The following is a 13,506-nucleotide window of genomic DNA, read 5'->3' as shown; positions in this document are numbered from 1 at the left end:
CTTAAATCAACGCTGCCAGCGTCTTAGCAGGCGGCTTCTCAACCCGGTATCAAAGCGCCAGATATGATCGAAGATGCGCATGATCCCGGGTTTTCCATGTGCAGACATCGCCACCGCATGAAACCGGTGCTGATATTTATGCTGCAGATCCCCCACCTTTTTCACCACCTCATCCGGCAGCCGTTGAGCGATAAAATCGGAAATGACCACTGCGTCGGCATCCTGCCACTGCGGGTTTTGTAGCTGCTCAATCACCGCACGCAGACAGCTTGCCATATCGGTGCCGCCGCGAAAACGCTGGCTTAAAAAGCGAATTGCCTGCTCCAGCCCCTGGCGATCGGTGAGTTCATAGCGCACAACTTCCGTGGAAAACAGCATGATGTAGCAGCGGCGGTTATCCGCCAGCGCCACGCGCATCAGTGCAAGGCAGAAGGCTTTGGCGCACTGCTCGTTGAAGCCGCCCATCGAACCGGAAGTATCCACGCAGACTACAAACGGGCCGCGCGGCTGTTCGTCTTCATCCTGACGAACCACCGGGCGCTCGGTGACCTTCTCGCGCCAGGCATCACCGTGCAGGCGGTAGGTCAGCAGCTGTTTCTCCACCAGCCGGCGGTAGAATTCATACTCCAGCTCGGTCATCCCCAGCGTTGCCAGCTCCGGCGGCAGCAGACGCAGAATATCGTCACTTTGCTGAATGCCATCGACCTGCTCTGGCACAGTGGAGGGTTCGCGCACCATGGTGCGGAAGGTCTCCATCGGCGCATCTTTCTTCGGCACGGATTTCGCTTCGCGGGAACGCCCGAGTTGTTCAGCCAGACGCATCAGCTCCGGCTGCTGGCTGAGAAACTCGCCGTATTTGACGATCAGCTGATAGTCGCCGCGCTTGAGCTGCCCGGCGCTCATATCCCACAGCCGCCCACCGGCACTGTCGTTCTCCACCAACACCGGCTCCAGCTGGCCGCTTAAGGTCATACGCTCCTGCACTTCGCTCAACAGCTGTTCGCGCTCTTCTTCCAGCATCTGCTGGTTAAGCGACGTTACCTGAACGACCAGACTCAGCCGCCAGCGCTGCAGGAAAAGGGTGTGTAGCGCGGGGGTGAAGGTCGCATTGTTGGCGACAAGCTGCTGCGCCTGTGTTGCAAACGGCGAATGCAGCCGCGTCAGTAGCGCCAGAATCTGCGGCAGCTGAACGATAAACTGCGCGGTGGAAAGTAGCTGACTCTGCTGGTAGCAGATGACCTCTTCTTCCAGCTCCGGTGGAACCGGCGCCCCTTTCAGGCGGCCCTTAAAGGTGTCGCGCCAGCGGGGAAGATCGTCGGTAATCGCAGTTTTTAAACGAGGAAACTTTTCAAAAAAGATAGCCAACTGTGGCGAGGCCAGCAGGGCGATGATCATCTCTTCGATCATCCCCTCTTCGCTGACCGCCAGCATAACGTTGAGCGTATCGATAGTCAGCATTAAAGCTGCGCCTGCTTAATTTGCACAGCCACATCCTGCAGGCTGGCTTCAATTCGGCCGAGCCACTCTTCATTAATAAAGAGGCATTTTTGCTGTTCGCTAAAGCGGTTGTGCTGCTGGTGCCACTCTTCATCCAGTGCGAGCAGCTGCTGGCGGATTTCCGCCGGCATATTCTCCGTCGTCCCCGTTCCGGGTAATGACAGGCGTGTCCCCTGAAGACTGACATCGCGCACCACCAGGTGCTGGCTAGCGTCGACTTCCATATTCAGCGCCAGCGCAAAGCCGATGCCGTTGAGCTTGCCGCGGATTTCGCCGCTCTTCTCCAGCCAGTTTGCCAGTGCCTGACGGTCAAAGGCGATGTGAATAACGTCGATATCATGCAGCTTGAGCGGTTTTTGCAGCAGCAGTGTCACCGTTGGCGACTGCACCTCTGGCGGCAGCTCATAGTGGGGCTTGCGGCTGAACATACCGCCGAGCCGGGTGACCTTCAGCGCCGTTTTGTCGCTTTGCTGCTGCTGAATTTGCAGACGCTGCTGGGTTATAGCGCCCAGCTTATTGAGCATCGCCTGCTGCTGCCACGCATGCCCGGTCATCAAAATATCTATTTGTTGTTGCAGCAGATTTCGGCTTTCTGCGTCATGCCATAGACACTCTTTTAAGAGGATCAGATCGATGGGGGCGATCGTATCGCGGCCGCTGAAGAAGGCGCAGGCCTGAAGCAGACGGATCGCTTTTTTCCAGCGACGGTCGGAGACGTAAGGCGCATTCGGCAGGTTGTCGAGCTGCTGACGCAGGGTGAAGATCAATTCAAACACCGCATCCGGCAGCTTCACGTTGCCGATATCCTTCTGCCACTGGAAGTACTCTTCATCGGTGACCTGAAGGTTGGTGGGAATCGGGTTGTCGTTCTCATCCTGTTGGCTAATCAGCATTGAGCGGAAATTGCCTTTATCCTGCACTTTATCGAGCCACAGGCGAATCAGCATACGGTCATACAGCGCTTCGAGGCTGCTTTCCGCTTCCGGCAGTTCGTTGGAGGCCGTTACCAGCAGGCGCATCGGGATTTTTTCGACGCTGGCGCCGTTACGGAAGTGGCGTTCGTTAATGGCGGTCAGCAAGGTGTTCAGAATTGCCGGGCCGGCTTTCCAGATCTCATCAAGGAAGACGATTTCCGCCTCTGGCAAGTAGCCGGCGGTCAGACGCTCATAGCGCCCTTCATCTTTTAAGGCCTGAATAGAGAGCGGGCCAAATACCTCTTCCGGCGTGGAGAAACGGGTCATCAGGTATTCAAAGGCACGAGCGTGCTGGAAGGCAAACTTCAGGCGGCGGGCGATCAAGCTTTTGGCGATACCGGGAGGGCCGAGTAAAAACACGCTCTCCCCGCTCAGGGCCGCCAATAGGCAGAGCCGCATGGCATGGCTACGCTCAAAAAGGCCTTTCTCCAGCGCGCTGCTCAGGCGTGAAATTCTTTCTGCTAATAAATGTGGTTGCGCCATAATTAAGTTGCGTCCTTTCACCGTTTATTCTGCTAACTGGCTGAGTATAGACGTATAACTCTTTAGGTGAATAGCCTGAATAGTCCCTCGCTATTTATTGAGGCAGGTTAAGATGACGCAATTAAGGGGTACGATTTCGATGTTAATCGTGCATACTGTGCGCTTTTAGTGGGCCAAGGGACTAGGCACACATTTGTTTCGTAAACGAAAGACTAGTCTATGAGCACTGATAAGAAACAATCTTTATCAGCGATTACACTCGCTGCAATTGGCGTGGTATACGGCGATATTGGTACCAGCCCTCTTTATACGCTTCGTGAATGTTTGTCTGGGCAGTTTGGTTTTGGCGTTGAACGTGACGCGGTTTTTGGCTTTCTGTCATTAATTTTCTGGCTGCTGATTTTTACGGTTTCACTCAAATACATTACCTTCGTGATGCGGGCGGATAACGCCGGTGAAGGCGGGATCCTTACGCTGATGTCACTTGCCGGGCGTAATACCTCCGCAAGAACGACATCAATACTGGTGATCCTTGGACTTATTGGGGGAAGCTTCTTCTATGGTGAAGTGGTCATTACCCCGGCTATCTCGGTGATGTCGGCGATCGAAGGTCTGGAGATCATCGCGCCTACGCTTGATACCTGGATTGTCCCCATCTCTATCATCGTCCTGACGCTGCTTTTTGCTATCCAGAAGCACGGTACCAGCATGGTTGGCAAACTGTTCGCGCCGATTATGCTTATCTGGTTCCTGCTGCTGGCGGTCCTTGGCGCGCGTAGCATTATTGCTAACCCGGATGTCTTGCATGCCCTTAATCCTTATTGGGCGGTGAACTTCTTCCTGCAATATAAAACCGTCTCCTTCGTTGCGTTGGGCGCGGTGGTGCTGTCAATTACCGGCGTGGAAGCGCTGTATGCCGATATGGGGCACTTCGGGAAATTACCGATTCGTCTGGCCTGGTTCTCGGTGGTTCTGCCTTCACTGGTGTTGAACTACTTTGGTCAGGGCGCACTGCTGTTAAAGCACCCTGAAGCTATTAAGAACCCATTCTTCCTGTTGGCCCCTGATTGGGCGCTGATTCCGATGCTGGTGATTGCGGCATTGGCGACGGTTATCGCCTCTCAGGCGGTTATTTCCGGGGTCTTCTCGCTGACTCGCCAGGCGGTGCGTTTGGGGTACCTGTCGCCAATGCGCATTATTCACACGTCGGAAATGGAGTCCGGCCAGATCTATATCCCGTTTATTAACTGGCTGCTTTATATCTCGGTGGTGGTGGTTATCGTCAGCTTTGAGCACTCCTCAAACCTGGCGGCGGCGTACGGTATTGCCGTGACCGGGACCATGGTACTGACGACGATTCTGTTCACCACGGTGGCTCGCAAGAACTGGCGCTGGAATAAGTTCTTTGTGGCGCTGCTGTTCGTGGCGTTTATGTGCATCGATATTCCGCTGTTCTCGGCGAACCTCGATAAAATCGTCTCCGGCGGTTGGCTGCCGCTGACCCTGGCGCTGATCATGTTTACCATCATGACCACCTGGAAAAGCGAGCGCTTCCGCCTGCTGCGTCGTATGCATGAACATGGTAACTCCCTTGAAGCCATGATCGCTTCACTGGAGAAATCGCCGCCGGTACGTGTACCGGGCACCGCGGTGTATATGTCTCGTGCGCTGAACGTGATTCCGTTTGCCATGCTGCATAACCTCAAGCACAACAAGGTGCTGCACGAGCGGGTTATCCTGCTGACGCTGCGTACCGAAGATGCGCCGTACGTACATAACGTTCGCCGCGTGCAGATTGAGCAGCTCTCGCCAACCTTCTGGCGCGTCGTGGCCAGCTACGGCTGGCGTGAAACGCCAAACGTGGAAGAAGTATTCCACCGCTGCGGCCTGGAAGGCTTAAGTTGCCGAATGATGGAAACCTCGTTCTTTATGTCGCATGAATCGCTGATTGTCGGCAAACGCCCATGGTACCTGCGTCTGCGCGGCAAGCTCTACCTGCTGCTGCAGCGCAACGCGCTTCGCGCGCCGGATCAGTTCGAGATCCCGCCAAACCGCGTTATCGAACTGGGTACCCAGGTCGAAATCTAATGCTATCAACGCCCTCCCTCATTCTGACGGAGGGCGTTTTTTTCTCCCCTCCCCTTTGTTCGCGAAACGTTTCGATGGCGATCACATTTCTATAACCTGATGGTGGTTTTCTGTTCGCTCTTCAGACTAAACTGATGCTAGCGAAACGTTTCGCTAGTGGAGCAAGAAAACAAAATGAAGAAAGGCACGGTACTCAACTCTGAAATCTCGTCGGTTATCTCCCGTCTGGGGCATACCGATACGCTGGTGGTGTGCGATGCGGGCTTACCTATTCCTCGCAGCACGGCGCGCATTGATATGGCGCTCACCCAGGGCGTTCCCACCTTTATGCAGGTGCTGGGCGTGGTGACGCAGGAGATGCAGGTCGAGGCCGCCATTCTCGCCGCGGAAATTCAGCAACATAATCCGCAGCTCCACGAAGCGTTGCTCAAACACATTGAGCAGCTGCAGCAACACCAGGGAAATACCATTGACGTTCGTTACGTCTCGCATGAACAGTTCAAACAACAAACCGCAGACAGTCAGGCGGTGATTCGCAGCGGGGAATGCTCCCCGTATGCGAATATCATTCTCTGTGCTGGCGTCACCTTCTGAGGCCATCATGGACGCACTCTTACAACTGAAAGGGATCGATAAATCGTTCCCGGGCGTAAAGGCGCTCTCCGGCGCCGCGCTTAACGTCTACTCCGGTCGCGTGATGGCGCTGGTGGGCGAAAACGGCGCGGGCAAATCCACCATGATGAAAGTGCTGACCGGGATCTACGCCCGCGATGCCGGTTCATTATTATGGCTGGGTAAAGAGACCACCTTTAATGGCCCTAAATCTTCCCAGGAAGCCGGTATCGGCATCATCCACCAGGAGCTGAACCTGATCCCGCAGCTGACGATTGCCGAGAACATTTTCCTCGGCCGTGAGTTCGTGAATCGCTTTGGCAAAATAGACTGGAAGAAGATGTATGCCGAGGCCGATATCCTGCTGGCAAAACTCAATCTGCGCTTTAAGAGCGACCGCCTGGTGGGCGACCTCTCTATCGGCGATCAGCAGATGGTGGAAATTGCTAAGGTGCTGAGCTTTGAGTCGAAGGTCATCGTAATGGATGAACCGACTGATGCACTGACCGATACCGAAACCGAGTCCCTGTTCCGCGTTATCCGCGAGCTGAAATCGCAGGGGCGCGGCATTGTTTATATCTCCCACCGTATGAAAGAGATTTTCGAGATCTGCGACGACGTCACCGTCTTCCGCGACGGGCAGTTTATTGCCGAGCGCGAAGTAGCGAGCCTCGATGAAGACCGCCTGATTGAAATGATGGTCGGACGTAAACTCGAAGATCAGTATCCACATCTCGATAAAGAACCGGGTGAGATCCGCCTGAAAGTAGATGCACTGTGCGGGCCGGGCGTGGAAAACGTCACCTTTACCCTGCGCAAAGGCGAAATACTTGGCGTCGCTGGGCTGATGGGCGCGGGCCGTACCGAACTGATGAAGGTGCTGTACGGCGCGCTGCCGCGCACCAGCGGCTACGTGACGCTCGACGGTCATGAAGTGGTGACCCGTTCACCGCAGGACGGCCTGGCAAACGGCATCGTTTATATTTCCGAAGACCGTAAGCGCGATGGCCTGGTGCTGGGCATGTCGGTGAAAGAGAACATGTCGCTGACCGCGCTGCGCTATTTCAGCCGTGCCGGCGGTGGCCTGAAGCATAAAGACGAACAGCAGGCGGTCGGTGACTTTATCCGCCTGTTTAACGTCAAAACCCCTTCTATGGAACAGGCAATCGGCCTGCTCTCCGGCGGTAATCAGCAGAAAGTGGCGATTGCCCGTGGCCTGATGACCCGTCCAAAGGTACTGATCCTCGATGAACCGACGCGCGGCGTCGACGTGGGGGCGAAGAAAGAGATTTACCAGCTTATCAACCAGTTCAAGGCCGATGGCCTGAGCATCATTCTGGTCTCTTCCGAGATGCCGGAAGTATTGGGGATGAGCGATCGCATTATTGTGATGCATGAAGGGCATCTCGGCGGTGAGTTTTCACGCGAGCAGGCCACCCAGGAAGTATTAATGGCTGCCGCAGTGGGCAAGCTTAACCGCGTGAACCAGGAGTAAAAAAGATGACAACCCAGTCTGTGGCGGGTCGCCGCTATTTCACTAAAGCATGGCTGCTGGAGCAAAAATCGCTGATAGCCCTGCTGGTGCTGATAGCGATTGTATCGACCATGAGCCCGAACTTTTTTACCGTTAATAACCTGTTCAACATCCTGCAGCAAACCTCCGTGAATGCGATCATGGCGGTCGGGATGACGCTGGTCATTTTAACGTCGGGGATCGACCTGTCCGTCGGTTCTCTGCTGGCGTTGACCGGCGCGGTCGCCGCGTCGATTGTGGGCATCGAAGTTAATGCGCTGGTGGCGGTTGCTGCCGCACTCGCATTAGGTGCCGCAATCGGGGCCGTTACCGGTGTAATCGTCGCCAAAGGGCGCGTTCAGGCGTTTATCGCCACGCTGGTGATGATGCTGCTGCTGCGTGGTGTGACCATGGTGTACACCAACGGCAGTCCGGTGAATACCGGGTTTACCGATAACGCCGATGTTTTTGGCTGGTTCGGGATTGGTCGTCCGCTGGGCATCCCTACTCCGGTATGGATCATGGGGATTGTTTTCCTGGCCGCGTGGTACATGCTGCATCACACCCGTCTGGGTCGTTATATCTATGCGCTGGGCGGCAACGAAGCGGCAACGCGTCTTTCCGGTATCAGCGTTAATAAAGTCAAAATTATCGTCTACTCTCTGTGCGGGCTGCTGTCGGCGCTGGCGGGGATTATCGAAGTGGCGCGTCTCTCTTCTGCGCAACCGACGGCGGGTACCGGCTATGAGCTGGATGCTATCGCGGCGGTGGTGCTGGGCGGAACCAGCCTGGCAGGCGGTAAAGGTCGTATCGTCGGCACGCTTATCGGTGCGCTGATTCTTGGGTTCTTGAACAACGGTTTGAACTTGTTAGGCGTTTCTTCTTATTACCAGATGATCGTTAAAGCAGTCGTCATTTTGCTGGCGGTGCTGGTGGACAACAAAAAGCAGTAATTCACGACACTACAGGACATCTTAGATATGAACATGAAAAAACTGGCTACCCTGGTTTCTGCGGTTGCGCTGAGCGCTACCGTGAGTGCGAACGCGATGGCGAAAGACACCATTGCGCTGGTTATCTCTACCCTGAATAACCCGTTCTTTGTCTCTCTGAAGGATGGCGCGCAGAAAGAAGCCGATAAACTGGGTTACAACCTGGTGGTTCTGGACTCACAGAATAACCCGGCGAAAGAGCTGGCTAACGTTCAGGATTTAACGGTTCGTGGCACCAAAATTCTGCTGATCAACCCAACTGACTCCGATGCTGTCGGTAACGCTATCAAGATGGCTAACCAGGCGAAAATTCCGGTTATCACCCTGGACCGCGTCGCCTCTAAAGGCGAGGTCGTGAGCCACATTGCTTCCGATAACGTGCTGGGCGGTAAAATCGCGGGTGATTACATCGCGAAGAAAGCCGGTGAAGGTGCGAAGGTTATCGAACTGCAGGGGATTGCCGGGACTTCCGCAGCGCGTGAGCGTGGCGAAGGCTTCCAGCAGGCCGTTGCGGCTCACAAATTTAACGTCCTGGCGAGCCAGCCTGCCGACTTCGACCGTACTAAAGGTCTGAACGTGATGCAGAACCTGCTGACTGCGCATCCGGACGTGAAAGCGGTCTTTGCACAGAACGACGAAATGGCGCTGGGCGCCCTGCGTGCGCTGCAAACTGCCGGTAAATCCGATGTGATGGTGGTTGGGTTTGACGGTACGCCAGATGGCGAGAAAGCGGTGAAAGATGGCAAACTGGCGGCGACTATCGCGCAGTTACCTGACCAGATCGGTGCGACCGGCGTTGAAACCGCTGACAAAGTGCTGAAAGGCGAAAAGGTCCAGGCGAAATATCCTGTTGACCTGAAGCTGGTAATTAAGCAGTAATAACGCGAATGCGATTCAGGCTCTTGCAGCCTGAGGGACAACATCAAAAATAAAAGCAGGGCACGCGCCACCGGTAAGTCAACCGGTGGCGCATCTTACCGGACACTCTGAAAATGAAAACCGCAGGCAAACTCGTCGTCCTTGGCAGCATCAATGCCGATCACATTCTCAATCTTGAATCTTTCCCGACGCCTGGCGAAACCGTCACCGGTAGCCATTATCAGGTCGCTTTCGGCGGCAAAGGCGCAAACCAGGCAGTTGCCGCCGGGCGCAGCGGTGCGGATATCGCGTTTATTGCCTGCACGGGCGACGACGATATCGGTGAACGCATCCGTAAACAGTTACAGGTTGACCGCATTGACGTTGCGCCGGTAAGCGCCGTGGCGGGCGAGTCGACCGGTGTGGCACTCATTTTTGTGAACGGTGAAGGCGAAAACGTTATTGGTATTCATGCCGGAGCCAACGCCGCATTATCAACTTCATTAGTCGACGCGCAGCGTGAGCGCATCGCTCAGGCTGATGCGCTGCTGATGCAGCTTGAATCCCCGCTGGACAGCGTGCAGCTGGCCGCGCAGATTGCCCACCAGAACCAGACCACCGTGGTATTAAACCCGGCTCCGGCGCGCGAGCTGCCGGATGAACTCCTGTCGCTGGTGGATATCATTACCCCGAACGAAACCGAAGCCGAGAAGCTGACCGGCGTGCGGGTAGAAAACGATGAAGACGCCGTGAAAGCCGCGCAGGTCCTGCATGCCAAAGGTATCGATACGGTGATCATCACCCTCGGCAGCCGTGGCGTATGGGCCAGCGTGAAGGGTGAAGGCCGTCGCGTACCGGGCTTTAAAGTCCAGGCCATCGATACCATTGCCGCAGGCGACACCTTTAATGGCGCGCTGATGACCGCGTTGCTGGAAAACACGCCGCTGGCGGATGCCCTGCGCTTTGCTCATGCAGCTGCGGCGATCGCCGTAACGCGTAAAGGCGCTCAGCCATCGGTTCCATGGCGTGAAGAGATCGACGAATTCTTACGTCAACAGGGGTAATGCTTGGCCACGATGAAGGATGTTGCTCGCCTGGCGGGCGTTTCCACCTCAACCGTATCGCACGTCATCAATAAAGATCGCTTCGTCAGCGAGGCGATTACCGAGAAAGTTGATGCGGCCATCAAAACGCTGAACTACGCGCCGTCGGCGCTGGCGCGTAGCCTCAAGCTGAATCAGACTCATACTATTGGCATGCTGATCACCGCCAGTACCAACCCGTTCTACTCTGAACTGGTGCGCGGCGTCGAGCGCAGCTGCTTTGAGCGCGGCTATAGCCTGGTGCTGTGTAACACTGAAGGCGATGAGCAGCGAATGAACCGCAATCTTGAGACGCTGATGCAAAAGCGTGTCGACGGGCTGCTGCTGCTGTGCACCGAAACGCACCAGCCGTCGCTGGAGATCATGCAGCGCTACCCTTCTATTCCTTCCGTGATGATGGACTGGGCACCGTTTGACGGTGACAGCGACCTGATTCAGGATAATTCGCTGTTTGGTGGCGATATGGCGACCCGTTACCTGATTGAACGCGGCCATACGCGCATTGCCTGCATTGCTGGCCCGTTGGATAAAACCCCGGCGCGTTTGCGCCTGGAGGGATACCGGGAAGCGATGCATAACGCGAAGCTGCCCATCCCGGACGGCTATGAGATAACCAGCGACTTCGAGTTCGGCGGCGGTCTGGAAGCGATGCAGCAGCTGCTGAAGCATCCCGAGCGCCCGGATGCGGTCTTTGTTGGTAATGATGCCATGGCGGTCGGCGCCTATCAGGCGCTGTATCAGGCCGGTTTGCGTATTCCACAGGACATGGCGGTGATTGGCTATGATGACATCGAGCTGGCGCGCTATATGACGCCGCCGCTGACCACCATTCACCAGCCGAAAGATGAACTTGGCGAGCTGGCGATTGATGTGTTGATTCATCGTATCGCTCAGCCCGGGCAGAAACAGCAGCGTATGCAGTTGACGCCCGAGCTGGTGGTTCGCGGCTCGGTATGAGGCTAGTGCTTTTCTTTTATTAGGTTGCGGCCGTCTTTCGGCCGCAGCAGCAGGAACATCAGCGCGGATATCGCCGTAATCACGCCCATGGTAATAAAGGTATAGTGGAACTGATCGATGGTTGAACCCACAATACTCTGATAGGAACGCAGCACCGCAGCGCTGATGGCAACCCCCAGGCTAATCGACAACTGTTGGGTCACCGCCAGCAGGCTATTACCGCCGCTGGCGTTATCGTCCGTCAGGTCGGCAAGCGTAATGGTGTTCATCGAGGTGAACTGCGTCGACATCGCCATCCCCAGCACCAGCAGCGGCAGAATCAACATCCATATCGGCATCGACGGCGATTGCAGCGAAAACTGCGCGATCATCAGCCCGATAAACAGCGTGACCCCCACCAGTGTTTTCCTATATCCCAAACGGCGCAGTACGGCAGTAACGGTCGATTTCGCAATAATCGAACCGATAGCCGTCGGCGCCATCATGCAGCCCGCGATCAGCGCCGGATAACCGAAGCCAACCTGGAGCATCAAGGGCATCAGGAACGGTACGCAGCCGGTGCCCAGGCGTGTTGCCAGGTTTCCGGCGATACCGACGGAAAAGGTGCGCGTTTTGAACAGCGACAGTGAAATCAGCGGCGTAGGGTGCTTGCGCGCGTGGCGGATATAGGCGAGCAACAGAAGGATGCTGAGCAAGACTATCATTAATGCTACCCAGCCCGACACGATCTGCTCCCCGAGCAGCTCCATACCGATGGAGAAGAGTACCAGGCTTAGCCCGAAGAGCAGGAAACCGGAAAAATCGAAGCGCCGCCGCGGCGTGGTGAAGTTCGGCATATATTTCCGGGCGTACAGCATCCCGACCACGCCAATCGGTATGTTAATGAGGAAAATCCAGTGCCAGGTGGCCCAGGTGACGAATACGCCGCCGAGCACCGGGCCAAGAATCGGCCCAATCAGGCCCGGCATGGTGACAAAATTAAGCACCGGCAGCAGTTCGCTGCGTGGGTAGGCGCGCAGTAACGCCAGGCGCGCGACGGGCATCATCATGGCGCCGCCAATCCCTTGAATTACCCGGAAGATAACCAGCTCAGTTAATGAAGAAGAGAGCGCGCAGGCCAGAGAGCCAAGAGTGAACAGACTCACCGCTAACATAAAGACGCGGCGAGTACCGAAACGGTCGGCCAGCCAGCCGCTCACCGGGATCAGCATCGCGACGGTCAGCGTATAGCTGATAATCGCCGACTGCATGGCCAGCGGCGAACGGTTAAGGCTGTGGGCGATGGCCGGAAGGGCGGTATTCAGGATGGTGGCGTCCAGCGCCTGCATAAAGAAGGCCATTGCCGCTATCCACGGTAGGCCAGCCATACTCCGTGCTTTCTTTTCAGTCATGCGATGTCCTCTAGACGGCTTCCCGGATATGCGGCGCGTTTAATAACGCCTGACATGCCAGAAACGCCTGCTGACCGTCGCCATCCTGGATAGCATCAACAATGGCCTGGTGGCTATCCAGCTCGATCACCTCATCTTCAGTAATAGAGGTGAAATAGATGTGGTACACCGAATGGAAGAGCTTGGCGAAGGAGGTCAGGAACGGATTCGCGCTCATTTCATAGATATGCTCGTGCCAGGAGGTGTCGATATCAATCCAGCGAGTGCGATCGAACGCGTTCTCCAGCGTCGCCATCTCTTCCATTAATGTGTTGAGATGCGCCTTCTGTTCCGCTGTGCCTAACGTGGCGGCCAGCATGCAGGCCTGAGGCTCGAGGCTGCGGCGCAGCACCAGGAAGTGTTTCATCACCGACTGGAAGTTATCAGCGGTTAGCCACCAGGAGATAAGCTCGGTGTCGAGGAAGTTCCAGTGCGCTTGAGGCATGACGCGCGTACCAATGCGTGGGCGCGGGAGTAGCATGCCTTTTGCCGAAAGGGTTTTTACCGCCTCGCGAACGGCGGTTCGGCTGACGCCGAAAATCTCGCCTAGCTCCATCTCGCCGGGGAGGATGCTTTCCGGCGGGTATTCACCGGTTAATATCTTCTGGGCTATTTTTTCAGCCAGGACCCAGGAGATGTTCTTTTGAGCTGCCAGTTGCTGTGCGCTTAGAGACATAAATGCCATTCCTATTATTTATCTTTCTGTAGTATGCCATTTGATGTGCTGAATCGGTGTTAAAAACAGCAGTTCGAGCCTTTTACGGTGCTTTGCTGCACGAATTGTTGAAAAAGAGAGCGAGCGATAAATTATTTTAAATTTATGCTTGCGGGATCTCAATTACTCCCTATAATGCGGCCCCACTGAGACGGAACAACGGCAAACAAGCCGCCGGGTCAGCGAGGTTCTCCTGAGAATCTCAACAGAGAAAAGCGAAATTAAACGCTTGACTCTGAAAGAGGAAAGCGTAATATACGCCACCTCGCAACAGTGAGCGAAAG

11 protein-coding genes are annotated in these 13,506 nt (G+C 55.6%); 7 read left to right on the top strand and 4 right to left on the bottom strand.

The features are described from left to right. Positions 1-6: 6 nt before the first annotated feature. Positions 7-1,458 (bottom strand): ATPase RavA stimulator ViaA, encoded by a 1,452-nt coding sequence (gene viaA, locus V6944_RS03580; protein ID WP_185668173.1) that lies wholly within the window; start codon positions 1,456-1,458, stop codon positions 7-9. Next, positions 1,458-2,954 (bottom strand): ATPase RavA, encoded by a 1,497-nt coding sequence (gene ravA, locus V6944_RS03575; protein ID WP_333497929.1) that lies wholly within the window; start codon positions 2,952-2,954, stop codon positions 1,458-1,460. The genes viaA and ravA overlap by 1 nt, the downstream gene beginning before the upstream one ends. A 219-nt stretch (positions 2,955-3,173) precedes the next feature. Here ravA and kup point away from each other — a divergent pair, with 219 nt between their 5' ends. The 7 genes from kup to rbsR all read left to right on the top strand — a co-directional run bounded on the left by kup (position 3,174) and on the right by rbsR (position 11,077). Continuing rightward, positions 3,174-5,042 (top strand): low affinity potassium transporter Kup, encoded by a 1,869-nt coding sequence (gene kup, locus V6944_RS03570; protein WP_333497928.1) that lies wholly within the window; start codon positions 3,174-3,176, stop codon positions 5,040-5,042. 174 nt (positions 5,043-5,216) lie between these two features. After that, positions 5,217-5,636 (top strand): D-ribose pyranase, encoded by a 420-nt coding sequence (rbsD, locus tag V6944_RS03565; protein ID WP_123650958.1) that lies wholly within the window; start codon positions 5,217-5,219, stop codon positions 5,634-5,636. Positions 5,637-5,643: 7 nt separating this feature from the next. Next, positions 5,644-7,149 carry a ribose ABC transporter ATP-binding protein RbsA gene (gene rbsA, locus V6944_RS03560; RefSeq protein WP_333497927.1) on the top strand — a complete coding sequence of 502 codons (1,506 nt, stop codon included), beginning with the start codon at positions 5,644-5,646 and terminating at the stop codon, positions 7,147-7,149. Positions 7,150-7,154: 5 nt separating this feature from the next. After that, positions 7,155-8,120: a ribose ABC transporter permease gene (gene rbsC, locus V6944_RS03555; RefSeq protein ID WP_035893646.1), complete on the top strand. Its 966-nt coding sequence runs from the start codon at positions 7,155-7,157 to the stop codon at positions 8,118-8,120. A gap of 27 nt (positions 8,121-8,147) precedes the next feature. Continuing rightward, positions 8,148-9,038: a ribose ABC transporter substrate-binding protein RbsB gene (gene rbsB / locus V6944_RS03550; RefSeq protein ID WP_035893648.1), complete on the top strand. Its 891-nt coding sequence runs from the start codon at positions 8,148-8,150 to the stop codon at positions 9,036-9,038. A gap of 113 nt (positions 9,039-9,151) precedes the next feature. Continuing rightward, positions 9,152-10,081, top strand: a complete 930-nt coding sequence (gene rbsK / locus V6944_RS03545; protein ID WP_333497926.1) for a ribokinase — start codon at positions 9,152-9,154, stop codon at positions 10,079-10,081. A gap of 3 nt (positions 10,082-10,084) precedes the next feature. Next, positions 10,085-11,077: a ribose operon transcriptional repressor RbsR gene (rbsR, locus tag V6944_RS03540; protein ID WP_333495332.1), complete on the top strand. Its 993-nt coding sequence runs from the start codon at positions 10,085-10,087 to the stop codon at positions 11,075-11,077. A gap of 2 nt (positions 11,078-11,079) precedes the next feature. Here rbsR and mdtD read toward each other — a convergent pair whose 3' ends face one another. Together mdtD and V6944_RS03530 are read right to left on the bottom strand one after the other, a co-directional pair. Next, the gene (gene mdtD / locus V6944_RS03535) at positions 11,080-12,468 is read right to left on the bottom strand and encodes a multidrug transporter subunit MdtD (protein WP_185668180.1); all 1,389 of its coding nucleotides are present in this window, start codon (positions 12,466-12,468) and stop codon (positions 11,080-11,082) included. A gap of 10 nt (positions 12,469-12,478) precedes the next feature. Further along, a complete protein-coding gene (locus tag V6944_RS03530) occupies positions 12,479-13,183 on the bottom strand; it encodes a FadR/GntR family transcriptional regulator (protein WP_333497925.1) in 705 nt (234 codons plus the stop codon). Positions 13,184-13,506: the final 323 nt, after the last annotated feature.

The sequence above is a fragment of the Kluyvera sp. CHPC 1.2972 genome (genome assembly GCF_036759925.1).
In the GTDB taxonomy this organism is placed as follows: Bacteria; Pseudomonadota; Gammaproteobacteria; order Enterobacterales; family Enterobacteriaceae; genus Kluyvera.
The sequence above is the reverse complement of the archived record's forward strand: the minus strand, read 5'-3'. Positions and strand labels throughout refer to the sequence as shown.

Excerpts from the sequence above, each read along its gene's own strand:
- viaA (WP_185668173.1), bottom strand. The coding sequence starts at position 1,458 with ATGCTGACTATCGATACGCTCAACGTTATGCTGGCGGTCAGCGAAGAG.
- ravA (WP_333497929.1), bottom strand. The coding sequence starts at position 2,954 with ATGGCGCAACCACATTTATTAGCAGAAAGAATTTCACGCCTGAGCAGC.
- kup (WP_333497928.1), top strand. The coding sequence starts at position 3,174 with ATGAGCACTGATAAGAAACAATCTTTATCAGCGATTACACTCGCTGCA.
- rbsD (WP_123650958.1), top strand. The coding sequence starts at position 5,217 with ATGAAGAAAGGCACGGTACTCAACTCTGAAATCTCGTCGGTTATCTCC.
- rbsA (WP_333497927.1), top strand. The coding sequence starts at position 5,644 with ATGGACGCACTCTTACAACTGAAAGGGATCGATAAATCGTTCCCGGGC.
- rbsC (WP_035893646.1), top strand. The coding sequence starts at position 7,155 with ATGACAACCCAGTCTGTGGCGGGTCGCCGCTATTTCACTAAAGCATGG.
- rbsB (WP_035893648.1), top strand. The coding sequence starts at position 8,148 with ATGAACATGAAAAAACTGGCTACCCTGGTTTCTGCGGTTGCGCTGAGC.
- rbsK (WP_333497926.1), top strand. The coding sequence starts at position 9,152 with ATGAAAACCGCAGGCAAACTCGTCGTCCTTGGCAGCATCAATGCCGAT.
- mdtD (WP_185668180.1), bottom strand. The coding sequence starts at position 12,468 with ATGACTGAAAAGAAAGCACGGAGTATGGCTGGCCTACCGTGGATAGCG.
- V6944_RS03530 (WP_333497925.1), bottom strand. The coding sequence starts at position 13,183 with ATGTCTCTAAGCGCACAGCAACTGGCAGCTCAAAAGAACATCTCCTGG.